This is a genomic window from Roseibium sp. (assembly GCF_048261595.1).
GTDB lineage: Bacteria > Pseudomonadota > Alphaproteobacteria > Rhizobiales > Stappiaceae > Roseibium.
Genome location: NZ_JBLXFW010000002.1, coordinates 340,086 through 360,553 on the forward strand (window position 1 = coordinate 340,086; position 20,468 = coordinate 360,553).

22 protein-coding genes are annotated in these 20,468 nt (G+C 60.0%); 10 read left to right on the plus strand and 12 right to left on the minus strand.

The features are described from left to right. Positions 1-21 precede the first annotated feature (21 nt). The 4 genes from ACN0SY_RS08900 to ACN0SY_RS08915 all read right to left on the minus strand — a co-directional run bounded on the left by ACN0SY_RS08900 (position 22) and on the right by ACN0SY_RS08915 (position 2,720). Positions 22-711, minus strand: coding sequence for a TetR/AcrR family transcriptional regulator (locus tag ACN0SY_RS08900; RefSeq protein WP_417686459.1), 690 nt, complete (start codon positions 709-711; stop codon positions 22-24). 122 nt (positions 712-833) lie between these two features. Beyond that, the gene (gene proC / locus ACN0SY_RS08905) at positions 834-1,652 is read right to left on the minus strand and encodes a pyrroline-5-carboxylate reductase (RefSeq protein ID WP_417686461.1); all 819 of its coding nucleotides are present in this window, start codon (positions 1,650-1,652) and stop codon (positions 834-836) included. Then, a complete protein-coding gene (locus ACN0SY_RS08910) occupies positions 1,649-2,149 on the minus strand; it encodes a YbjN domain-containing protein (RefSeq protein ID WP_417686463.1) in 501 nt (166 codons plus the stop codon). Before ACN0SY_RS08910 ends, proC begins: the two co-directional genes overlap by 4 nt. 286 nt (positions 2,150-2,435) lie before the next feature. Continuing rightward, positions 2,436-2,720, minus strand: coding sequence for an accessory factor UbiK family protein (locus ACN0SY_RS08915; RefSeq protein WP_417686464.1), 285 nt, complete (start codon positions 2,718-2,720; stop codon positions 2,436-2,438). Between the two features lie 232 nt (positions 2,721-2,952). On the opposite strand from ACN0SY_RS08915, the gene lgt reads away from it, so the two are divergent. The 6 genes from lgt (at position 2,953) to ACN0SY_RS08945 (ending at position 8,574) form a co-directional block, all read left to right on the plus strand. Next, positions 2,953-3,777, plus strand: coding sequence for a prolipoprotein diacylglyceryl transferase (gene lgt / locus ACN0SY_RS08920; RefSeq protein WP_417686466.1), 825 nt, complete (start codon positions 2,953-2,955; stop codon positions 3,775-3,777). Beyond that, positions 3,774-4,880, plus strand: coding sequence for a class I SAM-dependent methyltransferase (locus ACN0SY_RS08925; RefSeq protein ID WP_417686468.1), 1,107 nt, complete (start codon positions 3,774-3,776; stop codon positions 4,878-4,880). Before lgt ends, ACN0SY_RS08925 begins: the two co-directional genes overlap by 4 nt. Then, positions 4,877-5,644, plus strand: a complete 768-nt coding sequence (gene pgeF / locus ACN0SY_RS08930; protein WP_417686470.1) for a peptidoglycan editing factor PgeF — start codon at positions 4,877-4,879, stop codon at positions 5,642-5,644. Before ACN0SY_RS08925 ends, pgeF begins: the two co-directional genes overlap by 4 nt. Positions 5,645-5,646: 2 nt before the next feature. After that, on the plus strand, positions 5,647-6,804 hold the full coding sequence (locus ACN0SY_RS08935; RefSeq protein ID WP_417686472.1) for a M24 family metallopeptidase: 1,158 nt from the start codon (positions 5,647-5,649) through the stop codon (positions 6,802-6,804). 90 nt (positions 6,805-6,894) lie between these two features. Further along, positions 6,895-7,401, plus strand: coding sequence for a hypothetical protein (locus ACN0SY_RS08940; RefSeq protein WP_417686475.1), 507 nt, complete (start codon positions 6,895-6,897; stop codon positions 7,399-7,401). Between the two features lie 240 nt (positions 7,402-7,641). Beyond that, complete coding sequence (locus ACN0SY_RS08945; RefSeq protein ID WP_417686476.1) at positions 7,642-8,574, plus strand: ribose-phosphate pyrophosphokinase; 933 nt, start codon at positions 7,642-7,644, stop codon at positions 8,572-8,574. A 224-nt stretch (positions 8,575-8,798) separates the two neighbouring features. Here ACN0SY_RS08945 and ACN0SY_RS08950 read toward each other — a convergent pair whose 3' ends face one another. After that, positions 8,799-10,925 carry a methyl-accepting chemotaxis protein gene (locus ACN0SY_RS08950; RefSeq protein ID WP_417686477.1) on the minus strand — a complete coding sequence of 709 codons (2,127 nt, stop codon included), beginning with the start codon at positions 10,923-10,925 and terminating at the stop codon, positions 8,799-8,801. 57 nt (positions 10,926-10,982) lie between these two features. After that, on the minus strand, positions 10,983-11,552 hold the full coding sequence (locus tag ACN0SY_RS08955) for a hypothetical protein (protein WP_417686478.1): 570 nt from the start codon (positions 11,550-11,552) through the stop codon (positions 10,983-10,985). 437 nt (positions 11,553-11,989) lie between these two features. On the opposite strand from ACN0SY_RS08955, the gene ACN0SY_RS08960 reads away from it, so the two are divergent. The 3 genes from ACN0SY_RS08960 to ychF all read left to right on the plus strand — a co-directional run bounded on the left by ACN0SY_RS08960 (position 11,990) and on the right by ychF (position 14,736). Continuing rightward, the gene (locus ACN0SY_RS08960) at positions 11,990-12,607 is read left to right on the plus strand and encodes a 50S ribosomal protein L25/general stress protein Ctc (RefSeq protein ID WP_417686479.1); all 618 of its coding nucleotides are present in this window, start codon (positions 11,990-11,992) and stop codon (positions 12,605-12,607) included. A 126-nt stretch (positions 12,608-12,733) separates the two neighbouring features. Then, positions 12,734-13,495, plus strand: a complete 762-nt coding sequence (pth, locus tag ACN0SY_RS08965; RefSeq protein WP_417686481.1) for an aminoacyl-tRNA hydrolase — start codon at positions 12,734-12,736, stop codon at positions 13,493-13,495. Between the two features lie 140 nt (positions 13,496-13,635). Beyond that, on the plus strand, positions 13,636-14,736 hold the full coding sequence (gene ychF, locus ACN0SY_RS08970; protein WP_417686483.1) for a redox-regulated ATPase YchF: 1,101 nt from the start codon (positions 13,636-13,638) through the stop codon (positions 14,734-14,736). A 58-nt stretch (positions 14,737-14,794) separates the two neighbouring features. Here ychF and ACN0SY_RS08975 read toward each other — a convergent pair whose 3' ends face one another. From ACN0SY_RS08975 to ACN0SY_RS08995, 5 genes are all read right to left on the minus strand, one after another. Next, a complete protein-coding gene (locus ACN0SY_RS08975; protein ID WP_417686485.1) occupies positions 14,795-15,547 on the minus strand; it encodes an ABC transporter permease in 753 nt (250 codons plus the stop codon). 9 nt (positions 15,548-15,556) lie between these two features. Further along, complete coding sequence (locus ACN0SY_RS08980; protein ID WP_417686487.1) at positions 15,557-16,357, minus strand: ABC transporter ATP-binding protein; 801 nt, start codon at positions 16,355-16,357, stop codon at positions 15,557-15,559. Continuing rightward, on the minus strand, positions 16,344-17,105 hold the full coding sequence (locus ACN0SY_RS08985; RefSeq protein WP_417686489.1) for an ABC transporter permease: 762 nt from the start codon (positions 17,103-17,105) through the stop codon (positions 16,344-16,346). The genes ACN0SY_RS08980 and ACN0SY_RS08985 overlap by 14 nt, the downstream gene beginning before the upstream one ends. Before the next feature lie 59 nt (positions 17,106-17,164). Further along, positions 17,165-18,136, minus strand: a complete 972-nt coding sequence (locus tag ACN0SY_RS08990; RefSeq protein ID WP_417686491.1) for an ABC transporter substrate-binding protein — start codon at positions 18,134-18,136, stop codon at positions 17,165-17,167. Positions 18,137-18,232: 96 nt separating this feature from the next. Next, positions 18,233-18,922 carry a FadR/GntR family transcriptional regulator gene (locus ACN0SY_RS08995; protein ID WP_417686493.1) on the minus strand — a complete coding sequence of 230 codons (690 nt, stop codon included), beginning with the start codon at positions 18,920-18,922 and terminating at the stop codon, positions 18,233-18,235. A 178-nt stretch (positions 18,923-19,100) separates the two neighbouring features. Between ACN0SY_RS08995 and ACN0SY_RS09000 the strand changes: the two genes are divergently transcribed. After that, entirely contained in the window at positions 19,101-19,781 is a 681-nt protein-coding gene (locus ACN0SY_RS09000) for a fumarylacetoacetate hydrolase family protein (protein WP_417686495.1), read from the plus strand. Positions 19,782-19,917: 136 nt separating this feature from the next. Here the strand turns inward: ACN0SY_RS09000 and ACN0SY_RS09005 are convergent, their stop codons facing one another. Continuing rightward, positions 19,918-20,463: a PilZ domain-containing protein gene (locus ACN0SY_RS09005; protein ID WP_417686497.1), complete on the minus strand. Its 546-nt coding sequence runs from the start codon at positions 20,461-20,463 to the stop codon at positions 19,918-19,920. Between the last annotated feature and the right edge of the window lie 5 nt (positions 20,464-20,468).

Genomic DNA, 20,468 nt, shown 5'->3' on the forward strand with positions numbered 1-20,468 from the left:
CATTGCAAGCCGGACGAAACGTCAGGCGTCTTCTTCCATGACTTCACGATAGGCGTCTTCGGCCCGGCGTGACCGGCGACGCCTGCCTCGGCCGCTGGCCAGCGACTTCCCGAACCGGCGAAGCGAGCGGGCAAACCCCTGCGCCTTGTCGAGACGCAGCAGCCAGCTTTCGCCCTGGTCGAGTTCCTTGTCGAGGCGGGCCATCGTCCGAGGCATACCCTCGTCGTCTTCCTTGAGCCAGGTATCCACGACACGGGCGAACGCCACCGCCAGACCCTGTGCAATCGCCTTGCCCTTGAGACCGGACACTTCCACACCAGCCGCTGCCAGCATCCACTTCTGGGAGCGAACGGCGATCGGATTGAAATCGAGTGCAAGGGCAGGATCAGCGCGAACCGCATCATGCAGTGCCTGAACAGCTGCCTTGTAGGGAGCGAGATGATCAACTCGGGTCATCAGGATGTCGAAGAGACGGTCCCGGGCAGGTTGGTCGCCCATCTCCGCGTCGCGCTCGTCCAGCACCTCCTTGTCGATCGTCTCGGCAAACGCTGCGACAAGTGAAGTCTTCGACGAATAGTTTTCTCTGAGCTCGGAGAGTTTGATGCCCGCGCTTTCGGCGATCATCGGCAGGCTGACATCCGCATAGGAATGCGTCTCAAGCAGCTTGAGGAAGGTCTTGAGAATCTTGGACTGCGTCTTCACACTCGCCATTTGCGCTTCTCCAGGTCAGGACCAAATGCACGCGGGAGAAGATAGGGATCAGGTGCGGTTTCGGGAAGGGTGACCATGCGCCACATCCGCAGCAACACGCCACCCCACCGAGTTGAAAACCGTTAGCCGGCGAGTTCCCTTGCGCGCCGTGCAGCTGCCTCCACCGCACGCTCCATCAGCGGTCCGAGACCGTCGGCGGCCATGAGGACCTCCAGCGCTGCCGCCGTGGTGCCATTGGGAGAGGTGACATTCTGACGCAAGACGGTCGGGGTGTCGGGAGACTGGTGCATCAACTCGCCCGCTCCGCAGACGGTTGCCTCCGCCAGCTGACGCGAAAGTGCGTCCGGCAGGCCCGCCGCCTTGCCGGCTTCTGCCAGACACTCCGCCAGCCAGAAGACATAGGCCGGGCCGGATCCACTGACGGCAGTGACCAGGTCGATCTGGTCTTCAGTATCCAGCCAGACCACCTTGCCGACGGCCTTCAGCAGTTCATCGATGGTGGCTTTCTGATCTCCGGTGACAGCTTCGTTCGGATAGACGGCGGTGATGCCGCGGCCGACCATTGCAGGAGTGTTTGGCATGGCACGGGCAACCGCGATGTTGCCAAACTCTGCGATGAAACGCGAGATCGGCGTCCCGGCAGCAACCGAAAGCACCACCGTGTCAGCCTGAATGGCAGGTTTGAGGGCAGGAAGGACCACGTCCATCATCTGCGGCTTGACCGCCACAAGGACGATGGCAGGCTTGAGATCCGCCGTGGCGGCCGTCACATGGCGGATGCCGTTGTCCCGAAGAAAGGCAGCCATTTCCGGCGCCGGATTTGGGTCGCTCACCACCAGGGAGGCCGGATCAACACCATCGGCGATCCAACCCGACAACATCGCACCGCCCATCTTCCCCGCGCCAATGAGGAGGAAAGGCCGCTCTTTTGAAAAAATCATGCTTCGCCTGCAGTCTCGAACAAGGCCGTATCAACGGCTTCCGAGGCTGTCTTACCGGCCCAGACGACAAACTGGAAGGCCTGGTAATAGCGTTCGCAGCTTTCGAGTGCATTTGCGAGCATGGCCTCGATCTGGGCCGGTTTCGGCTCCACGCCGCCAGCAAGCACGAGGGACTGACGGAAGATCACCACCCCTTCCCTGTTCCACAGGTCGAAGTGGCCCATCCAGAGCTGTTCGTTGGCGAGGGCAAGCAACCGCACGACTTCCGTCTTGCGGACCGGCGTGACCTTGAGATCGAAGGCACAAGCCAGATGCAGGGCCTCGACTTCCTCCATCCAGGAGAACGAGATGTGATAGTCACACCAGCTGCCACCGACCGAAATGGTGATTTCGTCCTCGCTCGACCGGTCGAAGAGCCAGTCGTTGATGCTCGCAACTGTTTCGATGATATCGACGGGATTGTCCGGCCGCTCGAAGTCGAACTCGATGAGGCTCATGACTTCCTCTCCCTCTCGGGCCTGGGCAAATGATACCGCAGGTGCGTCGTATCCGAGCGACCAGGCAGGTCCAAGCTACTGAAACGATAACCCATTCATGGGTTTTTTGCACCGTCTCAAAGAATCCCTGTTGAAATTGAGTATAGGAGCAATTTTGCGCAGCGCGATACCACCCGCGCCGAGCGAAAGACCCGAAACTTGTGGAAGATGTTTTTGCCAATGAAGAGGGGCCCTGCAATCACTCGCAGGGCCCCGGATTGAGACGATATATCCGCCGCGCCGTCCGTCAGGCGTCGGAGGACTTCGCTGCCGCCTTGGTTTTCGCGGCAGGCTTCTTTTCAAGCGCTTCCAGACGGGCTTCCAGTTCCTCTACCTTGTCGAGGGCACGCACAGCGATTTCCTTCACCGCTTCGTGCTCTTCGCGCGAGACGACGTCCATATCGGACAGGAAGCGCTCTGCCTGGGCGCGGAAGGCGGTCTCGACCTCGCGGCGCGCGCCCTGGGCAACGCCTGCGGCATCATTCATCAGCTTGGCGAAGTCATCGAACAGACGATTGGGTCCCTGGGTCATGGCGAACTCCCGAAGTGCCAGTAAACTCTTGCACACACCTATGAGGGAATGCAGTCAACTTCAAGGCGGCAATCCATACAAATGCCGGACTTGATGCCACATATGTTGCCACGACTTGACCCTCACTGGCGAATAGGACAGCGTGCGCGCAATGCCGCCGGCTCGTCCAATGCGCCGCTGCTGACCGCCATGACCAGCTGCCTGCCTGCAGCCCACCGGAGCCAACTGGCACATGCCCTTGTTCGTCCTGCCCTTCCCAGCCATAGATCCGGTGATTTTCCAGGTCGGCCCCTTTGCCCTCAGATGGTATGCTCTGGCCTACATCGTCGGTATCGTGCTGGCCTGGCGCTACATGCGCCTGCTGGTCCTTAACGACCGTCTCTGGGACTCGCGCCCGCGGCCGACGGCGCTGGAGATCGATGATTTCGTGGTCTGGGGGACGCTCGGAATTATCCTGGGCGGTCGGCTCGGCTACGTGCTGTTCTATAACCCGGCCCATTACCTCGCCAATCCGGGTGAGGCCCTGGCGATCTGGTCGGGAGGCATGTCCTTCCATGGCGGATTCATCGGCACCGTTCTGGCCATGATCCTCTTCGCGCTGAAGCGAGGTGTCTCGATCTGGCGGATGTTCGACCTTGCCGGGACGGCAGCACCCATCGGCCTGTTCTTCGGCCGCCTGGCGAACTTCATCAATTCCGAACTCTGGGGCCGTGTCACCGATGTGCCCTGGGCCTTCGTTTTCCCGACCGGAGGGCCTGAGCCCAGGCACCCGAGCCAGCTGTACGAGGCCGCGCTCGAGGGTGTCGTCCTGTTCCTGGTCATGCGCCTGCTCAGCCACCGCTACGACATGCTCAAGCGTCCTGGCTTCATTGCCGGTGCCTTTGCCGCAGGCTACGGCCTGTCGCGCTGCGTCGTTGAACTCGTGCGTGTTCCCGATGCGCATATCGGATACCTCAGCGGCTTTATCACCATGGGCATTGTGCTGTCCCTGCCGATGATCCTCGCCGGGCTGGCCTTGATGATCTGGTCCGCGCGCAAGTGGCCTGTTGCTGCATGAGCGGAAAAACTCTGAAAGAACGCCTGCGCCAACGGATCGAGGCCCAGGGCCCGATCACCGTCGCCGACTACATGGCGAGCTGCCTGGGCGACCCTGAACACGGCTACTACACGACACGTGATCCTTTCGGCGTAAAGGGTGACTTCACCACCGCCCCGGAAGTCAGCCAGATGTTTGGGGAACTGATCGGAGCGTTTCTCCTCCAGGCCTACGAGCGCATGGGGTCGCCACAGCGTTTCAATCTCGTCGAGCTCGGACCTGGGCGCGGCACGCTGATGGCCGATATCCTGCGCATGGCAAAGCTGAGGCCCGCTTTCATCGACGCGGCCAAACTGACCTTGGTGGAGATGAGCCCCACATTGCGCAAGTCCCAGCAAAAGACGCTTGCGCGCTCACCGCTTGCGCCTGCCTTCGCCGACCGTTTTCAGGACATCCCCGAAGGTCCGTTGCTGCTGGTCGCGAACGAGTTCTTCGACGCTCTGCCGATCCACCAGTTCGTCAGGACTGGCAACGGCTGGCGCGAACGCATGGTGGGGCTTAACGAGGCCAATGAACTCACTTTCGGCATCGGCAACGCGCAGCTGCCCGATCAGGACTTGCCTGCATCTGTTCGCGGAGCGCCAGATGGCGCCATCATGGAAACGCAGCCAGCCTCAAACGCAAACGCCGAGGAGATCGGAGCACGTCTGAAAGCCGACGGCGGCACGGCCCTTTTCATCGACTACGGCTACCTGAAAACGGCCACCGGAGACACGCTCCAGGCGCTATACAAACACACCTATGACGACGTTCTGGCCCACCCGGGAGAAGCCGACCTGACGGCACATGTGAATTTCGAAGCGCTGGCTGCCGCAGCTAAAAGAGGGGGAGCCATTGCGTTCCCGCCTTTGGAGCAGGGGGAATTTCTGCTCCGCCTCGGCCTGCTGGAGCGCGCGGGTACCCTGGGCTCCGGCAAGAGCCATCTGGACCAGGAAAAAATCCGCGACGATGTCGAACGGCTTGCAGCGCCCAACCAGATGGGCCAGCTTTTCAAGGTGCTCGCAGTGAGCAGCAGCAGCGATCCGCTCGCCCCCTTCGATCCGCTTTCAGGACCCCAAGGATGATCCAGTCAGACGACCTCGCCCTTCCCGGTATCGCCCACGGATTTTTCACCCGTCAGGGCGGTGTGTCCAACGGGATCTACGGCAGCCTCAACATCGGACTCGGCTCGGAAGACGAGCGTGAGGCCGTTCTGGAAAACCGGCGCCGGATTGCCGAAAGCCTGGGCGTCGCTCCAGACCATCTTGTGAGCCCATACCAGATCCACTCGGCCGACGTGATCACCGTCGACGGCCCGTGGGCGGAAGATGCCGACCGGCGCGCCGACGCACTGGCAACCAACCGAAAGGGTCTGGCGCTCGGAATTGCAACGGCCGACTGCGGTCCGGTTCTTTTCGCTGACGCCGAGGCAGGGGTCATCGGCGCAGCCCATTCGGGCTGGAAGGGCGCTGTCGGCGGCATTCTGGAAAACACCATTGCCGCGATGGAACGCCTGGGGGCCAGACGCGAGCACATGGTCGCCGTCCTTGGTCCGACGATTTCACAAGCCGCCTATGAGGTCGGACCGGAGTTCCACGACCGCTTCGTGGCGGAGAATCCCGACAACGCCCGCTTCTTCATCGGCTCCGACAAGGTCGGTCACCACCGCTTCGACCTTCCTGCATTCATTCTCGCCCGACTTCAGGCCAGCGGCGTCAAATGCGCCCGCGATCTCGGTCATTGCACATACGGCGACGAGGACCGCTTCTTTTCCTACCGCCGGACCACTCACAGGAGCGAGCCGGACTACGGCCGTCTCATGTCCGCTATCGTCCTGACCGGAGAATAGTCATGGCCCTGCATTTCACTTCGGAAGAATTCGAGGCGCGCACCAGCCGTCTGCAAGCCGCCATGGAGGCCGAGAAGCTCGACGCCATGTTGCTCTTCGCACAAGAGAGCATGTATTGGCTGACCGGCTACGACACATTCGGCTTCTGTTTCTTTCAGTGCCTTGTCGTTACCGCTGACGGGCGAAAGGTGCTTCTGACCCGCTCGGCCGACAAACGCCAGGCCCGCCACACATCGAACATCTCCGATATTCGCATCTGGGTCGACCGGGGAGAGGCCTCCCCCGTAAACCAGCTCAAGGACCTGTTGTTCGAGATGGACCTGCTCGGCGCGAAGATCGGTGTCGAATACGACACTCATGGCATGACCGGCGCGGTGGGTATTCAGTTGAACGACCAACTGACAAGCTTCGCGTCACTGCGCGATGTCTCCCGCCTCGTCCCGACACTGCGCTCTGTGAAAAGTGCCGAAGAGATCGTCTACGTCCGCAAGGCCGCCGAGCTTGCCGACCTCGCCTACGAGGCCGCATTGACTGAAATTCGACCGGGGGCAGACGAGGGCCGGATCCTCGCCGCCATGCAGGGAGCGATCTTCGAAGGCGGCGGCGACTATCCGGGCAACGAATTCATCATCGGATCGGGCCGCGACGCTCTCCTTTGCCGCTACAAGACCGGACGGCGCGCTCTTGCAGCCAATGACCAGCTCACGCTGGAATGGGCAGGCACCTACCGGCACTACCATGCAGCCCTGATGCGCACGGTCATCGTCGGCACTCCGACCAACCGGCATCTCGAGATGTACGAAGCGGCAAGCGATGCCCTTGCCGCGGTGGAAGAAAAGCTGCGCCCTGGCAACACCTTCGGGGATCTGTTCGACGCACATGCAAATGCGATCGACGGCCATGACATGATGGCCCACCGGCTGAATGCCTGCGGCTACTCGCTCGGGGCGCGGTTTACTCCAAGCTGGATGGATCCGCCCATGGCCTACAAGGACAACCCGGCCGTGATCGAGCCCAACATGGTAATCTTCCAGCACATGATCCTGATGGATTCGGACACCGAGACCGCCATGACGCTCGGACGGACTTACCTCACGACACAAGATGGTCCCGAAAGTCTGTCCAAGCTGCCCCTCGACCTTGCCGTAAAGTCGGGCTAAACCGGAGTGACCTCGCAGGGCCGGTTGCGAATCCATTCGCTGGACGCAGCAGCCGACCTGATTTGATGCCGCAATAATGAGCTGACGCCGATGCCGTTTCCGAAATCCCTCCGCCTCCCGGCGGCTATCGCCTTCACGCTGGGCCTTGCCGCCTGCCAGGGAATGCCGGAACCGCCGGCTGCCATCGGAACCCCGGCGCCAACCGCACAGTCGCTGGCACCGGTCACCGCGGACGGACAGGCGACCTTTGCCTTCGAACCCTTCACCGGCGCCCCCGGCAACATCGCCGACGAGCTCTCGCGGGCCCTGGGCAGCGAAGCCCGAAGTCAGGGGCTGGTCCTGGTACGCCGCGTCGGAGCGCCGTCGACATACCGCGTCAATGGCTATCTTTCGGCATCGGGCGAACCATCATCGGCAACGGTCTTCTATGTCTTCGACATTGTCGACAATACCGGCCAAAGACTGAAAAGAATTTCAGGAACCGAAAGAATTTCCGGCGCCAGCGGCGACCCGTGGCAGGGCGCCGATTCGGGCGCTCTCAACCGGATTGCGAGCCGGACGACAGTCGAAATGGCAGCCTGGCTCAACCGCCGGTGACCCCTTCGTCGGCAAATCGACTGAGGAACGTTAATTAAATTCAAAAAATCGCATCTGCAGCACAAACGCGCTGTTGTCGGATGCCCGGTCCGTTGTTACAACGCCGCCGCCTGCTAAGGGCTGATCGAGAGGCATCACAGCGCTCGACACCATTCGCAACAGGACCCAATATCGGGCCGGTCCGGCAGATGCAGGACTGCCAACCCGGTGCCGGTGTCGCACCAGAAGGACTTGCGGCCAATGAAAATCGTCGCGGGCAATTCCAATCGCGCCCTCGCTGAGGAGATTTCCAAGTATCTGGACGTGCCGCTGGCAAAGTGTCAGGTGCGCCGGTTTGCGGACCAGGAAATCTTCGTCGAAATCCAGGAAAACGTGCGCGGTGAGGACGTCTTCGTCGTTCAGCCCACGAGCTACCCGGCCAACGACCATCTCATGGAGCTGCTCATCATCATCGATGCGCTGCGCCGCTCCTCTGCCCGCCGGATCACGGCGGTCATCCCCTACTTCGGCTACGCGCGTCAGGATCGGCGCGCTTCCGGGCGTACGCCGATCTCGGCCAAGCTGGTGGCCAACCTCATCACCGAGGCAGGTGCCGACCGTGTTCTGACGCTGGACCTTCATGCCGGTCAGATCCAGGGTTTCTTCGACATTCCCACCGACAACCTCTTTGCCGCGCCGGTCATGACCCGCGACATCAAGGAACGCTACGCGACCGACAACGTCATGGTCGTCTCGCCGGACGTCGGCGGTGTGGTTCGTGCCCGCGCATTGGCCAAGCGTATCGAGGCTCCGCTGTCGATCGTCGACAAGCGCCGCGACAAGCCTGGAGAGTCCGAGGTGATGAACATCATCGGCGATGTTTCCGGTTATGACTGCATCCTCGTCGATGACATCGTCGACAGTGGCGGCACGCTGTGCAACGCAGCCGAAGCATTGCTCGCCAAGGGCGCGAAGTCGGTGACGGCCTACATCACTCACGGTGTTCTTTCCGGTGGCGCGGTGGCACGCGTGTCGTCGTCCAAGCTGAAGGAACTGGTCATCACCAATTCCATCGAACCGACCGCCGCCATTACCGCTGCTCCCAACATCCGCGCGATCTCGATCGCACCGCTCATGGGCGAAGCGATCAATCGCACCGCCCTGGAAAAGTCGGTATCGAGCCTGTTCGTCTGATTTTCTGCCGCCTTCGCGGAATTCGAAAGCGCCCGGAACTTTCCGGGCGCTTTTTTTATACCCATGCAGCACAGGTCCAAGCGCTCACGCTGGTCGCGATCGCCATTGTTCAGCAGGTCAGAGTGACCACTCGCATGCTGCGAGCCGGACCCTGCCGTGCCCAACGAAAAAGGCCGACCCTGTGGGCCGGCCCTTTCCTGGTCTGTTTTGTCACCTTAGAAAAGCTAGGCCGCGGCAACCGCGGTCAGGAAGCGGTCGACTGTCGTGCGCAACTCGTTCGCACGCACATTGACCACCGACGAAGATTCCAATACCTGGCTGGCCGACGAACTGGTATCGCGAACCTTGTCGGAGATGTTGACCATAGTCTGCGCCACGTTCCGTGTGCCTTGTGCAGCTTCCTGCACATTGGCCGAAATCTCGTTGGTCGCAGCGCCCTGCTCCGCGACCGCCGAAGCAATCGACCCGGTATATTCGTTCACCTCGCCCATGGTCTCGGTGATGAGCGAAATGGCTTCCACGGCTTCCTTCGTCGCGGCCTGAACCTCGGCGATCTGCGAACTGATCTCCTCTGTCGCCTTGGCAGTCTGGGTCGCAAGCTCCTTCACTTCAGAGGCCACAACGGCAAAACCCTTGCCTGCGTCGCCCGCACGGGCAGCCTCGATCGTTGCATTCAGCGCGAGCAGGTTCGTCTGCTCTGCAATCGCCGAGATCAGGCTGACCACGTCGCCGATCTTCTGAGCCGCATCCGCAAGCCCCCCGATCTTGGTATTGGTCTGCTCGGCATTCTGGACCGCGCCGGCAACGATCTCGGTCGTATTGGCAACCTGCCGAGAAATTTCCTGGATGGAGGCGGAAAGCTCCTCTGCAGCAGAGGCGACCGTCTGCACGTTCCCGGACGCCTGTTCAGATGCGGCGGACGCGCCAGATGCTTCCCCTGCCGTCTGATCGGCAATGGAGTGGAGCCCTTCGGCTGTCTCACGCATCTGGTTCGAATTTTCTGCCACTGCATCCAGCATGCCGGCGACCTCGTGCCTGAAGCTTTCGATCAACTCCTGCACCTGGTTGGTTTTCGCTTCGCGAGCAGCTATCGCTGCCTGCTGCTCATCTTCAAGCCGAACCCGTTCCAGCTCGTTGTTGCGAAACACGACAACCGTGTTTGTCATGACGTCGATTTCGTCTGAACTTTCGGTACCCGGCAGATCGACATCGGTATTCCCGTCCGCCAGTTGGACCATTGCTGAGGACAGTCTGTTGATCCGTCCGGCAAGCGAACGGGAAAAGGCAAATCCAACCGCACCTGCAATCGCAGCACTCAGCAAGGCAAAGGCGATGGTCCAATTTCGGAGTGGCACCAGCGGTGCAAAGACCTCTGCAACGTCCTGCACCACAACCAGCGCATAGGATTTGGACATATAGTCGAACGGTACGATCGCCGCGTCGACATCACGCCCCTCGAAGTCCGAAAGTTCCCGGAAAACCGGCCCGCCACCGAAGCTTGCGCGCACTTCTTCCCGGTTCAGAACATCGCTCAGAAGCTCGGTCTTGTCTGGTGTACGCAGACTGTCGTTCTGCACAAGGCCATCCTGGTTCACGAGATAAACGTTGCCGGTCTCGCCCAGACCCGTGTAGCGGCCCAGGGAATCGGAAATCTTTTCGGTCGGGATTTCGTATACAAGAACACCCAGTTTCTTCGACCCGATGGCAACAGGAGTTGCCATGAACCCGGTCGGTGCGCCCTGGCGCGCGGCGTAGGGTTCCAGATCGAACAGGTGAACCCCGTCAGCCTCGCCGGAGACCGCGGCATCAAAGGCTTTTGCAAGAACGCTGCCCTGCCATTCGGCGGATGTCAGGTTCACGCCGAAATCATCGAGTTTCTTGACCGAGTAGACCACGTTGCCATCAAGATTGACGAGCATCAGATCCCGATAGCCGTTATCCTTGATATAGCGGCGAAGAACGGGATGGAACTTGGTGTGTGCCTTGTCGTAGGGCTTGCGTCCCGCTTTCTCCAGCTCTTCACGCTGGTCGGCAGGAAACTCGTTTTTCGAGATATATGTCTCAATCACCCTTGCGGAGGCTTCATCGCCATATTTCGACCAGCCGGTCTCGAAGTCCGCCATAGCCGCCCGGACCGTCTTGCCCTCGGCATAAGAGAGAATCCCCTGGCGCACCCGATCCAGATAATCGGTCAGCGTGCTCATGCGGCCTTCCGCGAGTGCCATAAGCCTGTCTTCCGCGAGATTGCGAACGCTGCTGGCTCCCGATACGTAGCTCGCAACACCCACTCCGGCGGAACACAGCAGGCCGATCCCGACGATGATCACCGGCAATTTGACAGATACTTTCAACGCGCCAACTCCTCTCAAAGAACGCGAGAGGCGGGGGCATGCCCCGCCGCCCAGCCACTAGAGGCTTTCTACGTTCACACCGAAGGTCACGGCGCCGATGTTTTCGCCAGTCTGCGGATCGGTGACAGGGACACTGACCTGACTTTGCAGCTGCTGGGTGGACTCGTCTTCCTCCAGGTCACCGACATGAACCGCGTCTTTTCCGACGAGGTAGGTTTCCTTCCACTTCGCCTCGTCACCCTGCCAGTAGTCGGAAGTGACATCGCTCTGGCCGACGTTCAGGCCCTTGGCGTCCATGACGAAGATTTCGGTAAACAGGCCATCGCTGTTGCCTTGCAGCTCTGCAAGATACGACGACAAGGCGTTGTCCAGTACCTGATCGATCATCGGCTGGTCGGCGGCTTCGGTTTCGGCGCGCCATGCCTTGTCCAACTCGTCGATCTTCGCCTGATCATATCCGGCAGTCATGCCGTTTTGTGCCTTCACCGCCTCGATCACCTCAGCAGAGGCCGCGATCTCGGCAATCTTGCCCTTCGCGAGCGCCTGCAGCTCTGCGAGGAATTCGTTGGCGTGAACGGTCCCCGCGCTGAGCACGAGGAACATGACTGCATTTGCTAGGAACTTCATGGTACACCTCTCCGGTTACTCCCAGAAGTTCACGCGTAAGATCTTAATTAAATGTTCTCAATGACAGCAATGCGAGTGAAATTACCAAGAAAGACATACCCAGACTCGATTTAGCGATAGATTTAAGTCAACAAAAAGTTGCAACAATACAAGAATACACACGCAACATGTTGAATATGCTAAGCAATATCATCCGCAAATATAACAATGTAATTACTTTGAAGCATCTTTTCCAAACGTCCTGTAAGCTGGGTACGGTTCGTTGTGCTGAAAAGGCAAGCCAGCACGGTTGGCCTTGCACCTGCACGGTCTTTCTTGTATAGCACCCGCGCGCCTGCACCCCTGGAGGAGGCGCATCTGGACCGATCCCGGATCTCGAGGCTGCAAGGCCTAGGAATACGCCGGTCCATTTTCATGACATCCGAAGGAGTTATGCCATGGCTAGCAGCTACGAGCTGAAGGCAACGGCTAGGGACCGGGTGGGCAAGGGGGCCGCTCGTGCACTGCGTCGCGAAGGTCTTATCCCCGCCGTCATCTACGGTGACAAAAAGCCGGCTTTGCCGATTTCTATTCCGCTGAAGGAAACCTCTCTTGCCCTGCATAAGGGCGGCTTCCTGACGCACATCGCCACCGTCGAAGTAGACGGCGCGAAGCACCAGGTTATCGCCAAGGATTTCCAGCTGCATCCGGTTCGTGACGAACTGCTGCACGTCGATTTCCTGCGCGTTGGCAAGGGCACGACCCTGACGGTCGACATCCCGGTTCACTTCATCAATGAAGAAACCTGCCCGGGCATCAAGAAGGGCGGCATGCTGAACGTCGTTCGCCACACGGTCGAAATGAACGTGCCGGCAACTGCGATTCCGGAAGCCCTGGTCTTCGACCTTGCCAAGGCCGATATCGGCGACACGCTGCACATCTCTGCAACGACCCTGCCGGAAGGCGCTCACCCGACGATCACCGACCGTGACTTCACGGTTGCAACGATCGCGGCACCGGGCGGCGGCGTTAAGGACGATGAAGAGGAAGAAACAGAAGAAGCTGGCGAAGAGTAAGCCGGAGTTCTTCGAAGTTTCCGGGGAGGCGGCGTGCTGCCTCCCTTTTTCGTATCTGCCCCTTGCAGCTACACTGGAGCAGGTGATGCTCTGGCGCGAAGGTTTTCAAGCGAAACGGTCTGTCCCATGAAGCTTATCGTCGGCCTCGGAAATCCCGGTTCGAAATACAAACGCAACCGCCACAACATCGGCTTCATGGCCGTGGATGAAATCCACCGCCGCCATTCCGGCTTCACCCCATGGAAAGCCCGCTTTCAGGGCCAGACCTCCGAAGGTCGCCTGGGATCGGAAAAGGTGCTTCTGCTCAAGCCCTCCACCTACATGAACGAGTCCGGCCGCTCCGTCGGCGAGGCCATGCGCTTCTTTAAGATCGAGCCTCAGGACGTGGTGGTTATCTATGACGAACTGGATCTGCCGCCCGCGAAGTTCCGGATGAAGACAGGGGGCGGCCATGGCGGCCACAACGGTCTGCGCTCCATCAGCACCCACATCGGGCAGGACTACCGGCGGCTACGCCTTGGCATTGGCCATCCTGGCGACAAGAAGCTGGTCTCCAACTATGTGCTCGGCGATTTCGCAAAGGCCGATGCCGATTGGCTGGAACCGTTGCTGACCCAGATCGCCGACACCTGCGATCTGCTGGCCGAAGGCAAGGACAGCCAGTTCGCCAACAAGATGACCCTGGCTCTGGAACCTGAAAAGGCCCGCCGCAACAGCAAGGCCGACGCCAGCGACAAACCTGTAGTGGCAGCTTCCAGGCCCGCCAAGGCAAAGGGGCAAAGCCATATCCGGCAGGCCCGTCAGGGCAGAACTCCGCAGCTTCCCAGTTCCGGCCCTATGGCGGATATGCTGAAGAAGCTTCTCGGCGGCAAGAATAATGACGACTGACTTCGCCGTTTCCTGAAATGCAGATTCCGCCCGCGGCTCGCGCGCGTGGCAGTTCAAAGGGGACTGAAACCCTTGACCTTGGCCCGCCCTTCCGGCACATAGCGGCAACGTTTTAGCCAGACAACCGAAAGCGATCTCCCATGGGTTTCCAGTGCGGCATCGTTGGACTGCCCAATGTCGGCAAGTCCACGCTCTTCAACGCGCTCACCAAGACCGCAGCCGCACAGGCCGCGAACTATCCGTTCTGCACCATCGAGCCGAACACCGGCGAAGTGGGCGTTCCGGATCCGCGCCTCAATGAAATCGCCAAGATCGCCGGGTCGAAGGAAATCATCCCGACCCGCATCACCTTCGTCGACATTGCCGGTCTGGTGCGCGGCGCGTCCAAGGGCGAAGGCCTTGGCAACCAGTTCCTTGCCAACATCCGCGAAGTGGACGCCATCGCCCACGTGCTGCGCTGCTTTGAAGACGACGACATCACCCATGTCGAAGGCACCATCGATCCCCTTGCCGACGCCGAGACCGTCGAGACCGAGCTCATGGTCGCCGACATGGAAAGCCTGGAGCGCCGTCTTCCTCCCCTGAAGAAGAAGGCAACCGGCGGCGACAAGGAAGCCAAGGCCGTTATCCCGATCATGGAAGCTGCCCTGGCGCTGCTTCAGGACGGCAAGCCGGTGCGCACGATCAAGCTGGACGACCCTGAGGAGAAGAAGATCCTCAACGGCCTCAACCTGCTGACCTCGAAGCCGGTCCTCTACGTCTGCAACGTGGAAGAAGCCTCCGCCGACAAGGGCAACGCGCTCTCGGACAAGGTAAAGGCCAAGGCTGCCGAGGAAGGCGCCGTTGCAGTTGTCATCTCCGCCGCCATCGAGGCAGAGATCTCCCAGCTCGACAAGGAAGAGCAGGCGGAGTTCCTGGAAACGATCGGCCTTGAAGAACCGGGCCTCGATCGCCTGATCCGCGCCGGATACGAGTTGCTCGGCCTGATCACCTATTTCACCGCAGGCCCGAAGGAAACCCGCGCCTGGACGATTACCCAGGGCACCAAGGCACCGGGCGCTGCCGGCGTCATTCACACGGACTTCGAACGCGGCTTCATTCGCGCGCAGACCATCGCCTACAACGACTACGTCACCCTCGGCGGCGAGACAGCTGCCAAGGAAGCTGGCAAGGCGCGCGACGAAGGCAAGGAATACGTGGTCAAGGACGGTGACGTCCTGCTGTTCAAGTTCAACACCTGACAGCCAGCGGACACTTCGGATTCTGGAGACCGGCCGGAGATTCCCGGCCGGTTTTTCTTTATCGGCTTGCCGCGTAGTAGGACACGCGCCGCTCCAGGTAGGCGAGTACCTCGGACACCGAGAAGGCCAGGGCGAACAGCACAATCAGAACCGCCCAGAAATGAGCCATCAGGAAGTTGTTGGCATAGAGCTCGAAGAGAGCACCGAAGCCCACGATCGAGATCAAAAGCTGACCGATGATCACGCCCTTGACCGCCCGGATGATGCCGATCCGCACCCCGCCGAGGATTTCCGGCAGAGCCGCCCAGAAATAGATCTTGTAGAAGGCCGCGAAAGGCTTGGCACCGTAGCTCTTGGCCATCTCCACCAGCGAGCGGTTGATCTGAAGGACACCGACCCGCGCATTCAGGATGATGATCCAGATGGCGAACAGTGTGGTGGTGATGATGATCGATTTCATGCCGAAACCGAACAGAACCATCAGCACCGGCACGAGTGCCGTCAAAGGCGCACTGAGGAACATGTTGACCCATGGCAACAGGAGCTCATCGATCAAGCGGTTTTTGCCCATCAGGATCCCGACGGGAATGCCGATGACCACCGCGAAGAAGACGCCCAGCGCGAAGGCATAGGCCGTTTCCGACAAGGCCTTCATGAAGGGAGCCGTGCCGATGACCCCGAACAGGGTCACCACGACTTCGCTGAGCGGTGGAATGAAGAAGGTCAGATCCATACGGCCGACAATTTCCCACAACAACGCCCACAGAATGAGCGACGACATCGCAGGAAGCCGATATCCAAAAATTGTCATCACGCCCTCCTATTCCACGTAGGAGCGCAGGGACGCCCATATCCGGTCGACGATATCGAGATATTCCGGATCGCGGCGGATCGTATCGGCATCCTTGGACCGGAAGCCGGTTGGCCGGATGATCTCGGACACGCGGCTTGGCCGTGGCAGCAGGATCGCGATCTGGTCGGAAACATAAACCGCCTCTTCGATGGAATGGGTCACGAAGATGAAGGTCTTGTTTTCATTCTGGACCAGATGGAGAAGATCCTCCTGGAACTTCCGGCGGGTCTGCTCGTCGACGGCCGAGAACGGCTCGTCCATCAACAGAACGTCCGCATCCACCGACAAGGCCCGGGCAAGGCCGACACGCTGACGCATGCCGCCTGACAACTCGTGCGGATAGGCCTTCTCGAAGCCCTTCAAGCCGACATCGGCAATGTACTTCTCGGCAATGGCCTCCCGCTCGGAGCGGGCAACACCCCGCAATTCGAGCCCGAATGCGGTGTTCCGCAGCACATTGGCCCAGGGCAGCAAGGCAAAGTCCTGGAACACGAAGGCCCGGTCGGGTCCTGGCCCCTGGACAGGCGCTCCATTGACCTCGATCTCGCCGGACGTCGGCTCGAGCAGGCCACCGATGATCTTGAGCAGGGTTGTCTTGCCGCAACCCGAAGGGCCAAGCAGTGAGGTCAGTTGCCCGCGCGGGAATTCCAGCGACAGGTTCTTCAGCGCCTCCACCTTCCCGTAGGTCTTCGAAACGTTGCGCGCGACAACCGCATTTTCGGTTGCAGCCACGTCCAGCTGCGTCGCAGCTTCCTTAATCTGAGGCATAACCACGGACATTTCCTTCAAACAGATAGACCTCGATCCGCTCCAGCAGATTCAGGAACAGGACGGCGAGCAGGATGATGGAGAAGATCGCCGCATACATTGCGGGATAGTCGGCAATCGAGCGGCTGTAGGTGATGATGTCCCCTACCCCCGTCGGCGTGATCTTGAGTTCGGCCAGAATGGCACCGATGAACCCTGCAGATATGCCAAGGCGGAGGCCGGAGAAGATGACCGGCGAAGCAGAGGGCAGGATGATCTTCAAGATGATATCCAGGTCTGACCCGAGATAGGCCCGCCCCATTTCCTTGATGGAGGTCGGCGTATTGCGGACCGCCCCTGCCGTATTCAGAACGATGACCGGCATGGCCATGATGCACACGACAAAGACCTTCGACGTCAGTCCGATGCCATAGGCCATCACGAGGATCGGGATCAGAGCGGCAAGGGGAGCCGCCTGCATGACGATGAAGATCGGCGAGAACAACCAGTCGAACTTGGCGCTAAGCCCGATCCACAGACCGAGGCCGATGCCAAACACCGAGGAAATCAGGATACCCACCACCAGCGGCTTCAGGGTCTCGGCGTAGGCGACCAGAAGCGTGCCGTCGAATGCCATGCGCAGCAATGCGGCGAAGGAATCGATGAACGTGGGAAAGGCATAACTTACAGGGATCCTTCCGGCGATTTCCCATGCGCCGAAGACGATGACCGCCGACAGGATCTTGAGTTGCAGCGAACGGCTGACCATTGTTTTTCCGTACCTCCAGAACCAGGGTCTGCCGGGAGCAAAGCCCCCGGCATGAGGGGTTACTGAGCTGCCGCATCAAGCGGCGCGAGATACCAGAAGTCTTCAATGTTCAGGGATGCAGGATCGCCTTCCAGCTGACCGGCCTGGGCGTACCATTCCATGTCGGCCTTTGCCGCCTTGCGCCCACCACCGTTGGGATCATAAAGACCACCGGCGACTGCATCGGCATAGAAGGCATCGAGGTCGCCGAGAATTTCCTTCGGCAATTGGCCGATCGGGCCTTCCGGATCGGTTTCCTTCGAAATGATGGTGGGGTCTTCGCTCATGTCGCGCCAGACGCTGACCAGCGCATCAACGAAGATCTGAACGTCCTTCTCGTTTTCCTTGATCCAGTCGAGATTTGCGAAAAGCGCCTCGTCGCTGGCGTCGACCTCGAACATCGGCAGGACGTTGAAGCGGTCACCAGCCTGCTTCATCAGCTTGTTCTTGTTGGACAGGTCGACGATGGTGGCATCGGTCTGTCCCGCCATCAGCGCAACGATGCGGTTGGACGATCCCGGAACATAGGAACGCTCACCAAGGGTGATGCCGATCTTGTCCTCGATCACGTTCGCGATGGAGTCCGTACCACCACCGCGAGAATGAAGCATGATCGGCTGACCGTTCAGATCCTCCAGCTTCTCGTATTTCTTGGACGTGACGGGGAAGAACTTCAGCTTCGAGAGCTGAAAGATGATCCTGAGCGGTGCCTTGGAGCGCTGCATTGCTGCGTAGGGCGTTCCGAAGCCGATATCCATCTGACCGCTGAGGACAGCCTGGATCGCCAGTTCCTCGTCGGAAAACGCAGTCCATTCGTAGTCAAGACCATTGGCCTTCGCCCGGTCGAGCGCCACGAAGAAGGCCGCCATTTCCGCCGATGGGGTTTCCGCCAATGCAATATTGATCTTTGCGGCCTGCGCGGCCGTTCCCAGACCGCAGGCAAGCGTCAGGGTTCCCAGCGCAAGGCTGAGCCTCTTGAACAAGCTCTTCATAGTTTCCTCCCAAGTTGCGGATGAAGCAATCCGCGTGCCTTCGGACCGTCCGCGGCGTTTTCGCTCTATCGGCGCGGTCCAAAACTGTCCGGGAAGTCAATCCTCCCCGAAAAGCCGCGCAGAAACCGAACCGATGTGTCGGCGCATGGCGTCATAAGCGGCTTTTGAATTGTGCGTCTCGATCGCCTCGACGATCGCGGCATGCTCTGCAAAACTGGTGTGATCTCGCTCCGGGCGCTCGGACGTGCGAACCACATTCTTGATGGCGACCGCCCGTCGAACCCGGTTGAGCTGATCGAAGAGCGACGACAACAGGATATTGTCCGCAGCCTCGGCGATTGCCTGATGGAACAGATCATCCTGGGTTTCATAGTCTTCCCAGGTCTCCGCAGCCTGGGCACGCTCCATGGCAGAGCGGATACGGACAATCGCTTCGCGCGAGGCATTGACGGCAGCCTCACCTGCAAGCGCCGGCTCAATGCACAAACGCGCCCTGACCATCTTGACCGGAGACATCTGCTGCACGAGTGAGGCAAGGCTGTCGGAGCCGTCCGCACCACCTTGCGAGGCAACAAACGTTCCCTTGCCGACATGACGCCAGATCACCCCCTCACGCTCGAGGCTATCGAGCGCCTTGCGCAGGGTCGTCCGGGTCATTCCGAGGGAAACGATAAGATCCCGCTCGGAGGGAAGACGGTCGCCGGGCTTGTAGGCGCGGTCGACAATGAACTGCCTGAGCGCGGCGATCGCCTCTTCCCGATCGGATTGGTCCGGACGCGTAAGCAAGAGCAATTCCCCCCATTGGTTGATCAATCATAGGCATATGAGTCGATCAATTGCAAATTTTTATCTCAAATCGTGAAAATAGACCAATATCATTAAATTGGTTGCGATTGGTTCAAAATAGATTAGGCTGACGGCCATCGCATAACCCGACAAGAATTCCAGGGGGGAGACTTCTGCAATGAATGTGATCGAAAGCCCGCAGGTACCGACACTTGCGGTCGCGGATAACGGCGGGACCTTTCCGGTTCGCCGCGTGTATTGCATCGGCCGCAACTACGCGGCGCACGCAATCGAAATGGGCCATGACCCCGATCGTGAGCCGCCATTCTTCTTCCAGAAGAACCCGGACAACCTGGATCAGTCCGGCGACTTCCCCTATCCGGTACAGTCGGAAGACGTCCATCATGAAGTCGAGTTGTTGGTGGCGCTGAAATCCGGCGGCACAAACATCCCGGTCGACAAGGCGCTGGATCATGTCTACGGCTATGCAGTCTGCCTCGACATGACACGCCGCGACCTTCAGGGCATCGCAAAGAAGATGGGCCGCCCCTGGGAAATCGGCAAGGCATTCGAGCGCTCCGCTCCCACCGGCCCGGTTGTTCCTGCAGACAAGATCGGTCACCTGGACCAGGGCAAGATCAGCCTGCACGTGAACGGTGACCTGAAGCAGGATGGCGACCTGAACCAGATGATCTGGAAGGTTCCCGAGATGATCGCCTATCTGTCGGAATATTTCGAACTGGCCGCAGGCGATGTGATCATGTCCGGCACACCCTCCGGTGTTGGCCCCGTCGTCAAGGGCGACAAGATGGAAGCCCACATTGAAGGACTGCCACCGCTGACCGTCTCGGTGATCTGACGCAGGCCGGCCCGCTTTTCACAGGCAAGCGGGCGGAAGGGCGCCAATAGCGCCCCTCGATCCGGACTAGCTGATACAAGAATGCCCCGCGCCATCGGTGCGGGGCATTTCGCTTTTCCGACAGGCCAATCCTGTCTCAGCGAATCTTCTTGGCTCCGTCCCAGTTCAGGCGAAGTCCTGCACTGCGATCTTCCTTCCAGGCGACCTGCCCGCGGACCGGCCGGTCGAAACCGTCGACATAGACAAGCAGGTCATCCGTCAATTTCTTAAGGCCCTCACCCTCAACGCGACATCCCGATCGGCTGGCATCGGTGATCACGCATGAGATTTCCATGGTTCGCGCAAGATCGCTGATCTTGGCAGCGACCGTGACCGGGTAACGCGGCTCAGCCCGCTTTTCCGAAGACGGTTTCACGTCCCTCTGGAAGACAACGGTGACGTATTCGGTCTTGTGCCCTGTCACACGCCCGCGCTGGAATTCATCCTCGCCTTCCAGCTTCAGAGCAATGTTGTGCCTGAGAACACCAAGGCCTGGCCCCACCAGCTTGCACCCCCAGTCGCTGAAATTCACCGCTTTTGTCTCGACGCACTTCAGGCTGTCCAGATCAAGTGCCAGGACCGGAATCGCATGCTCCAGTTCGCGGGCGGAGGACCTGCGTGCAGTGAGTTGATCGGTGAACATGAAAG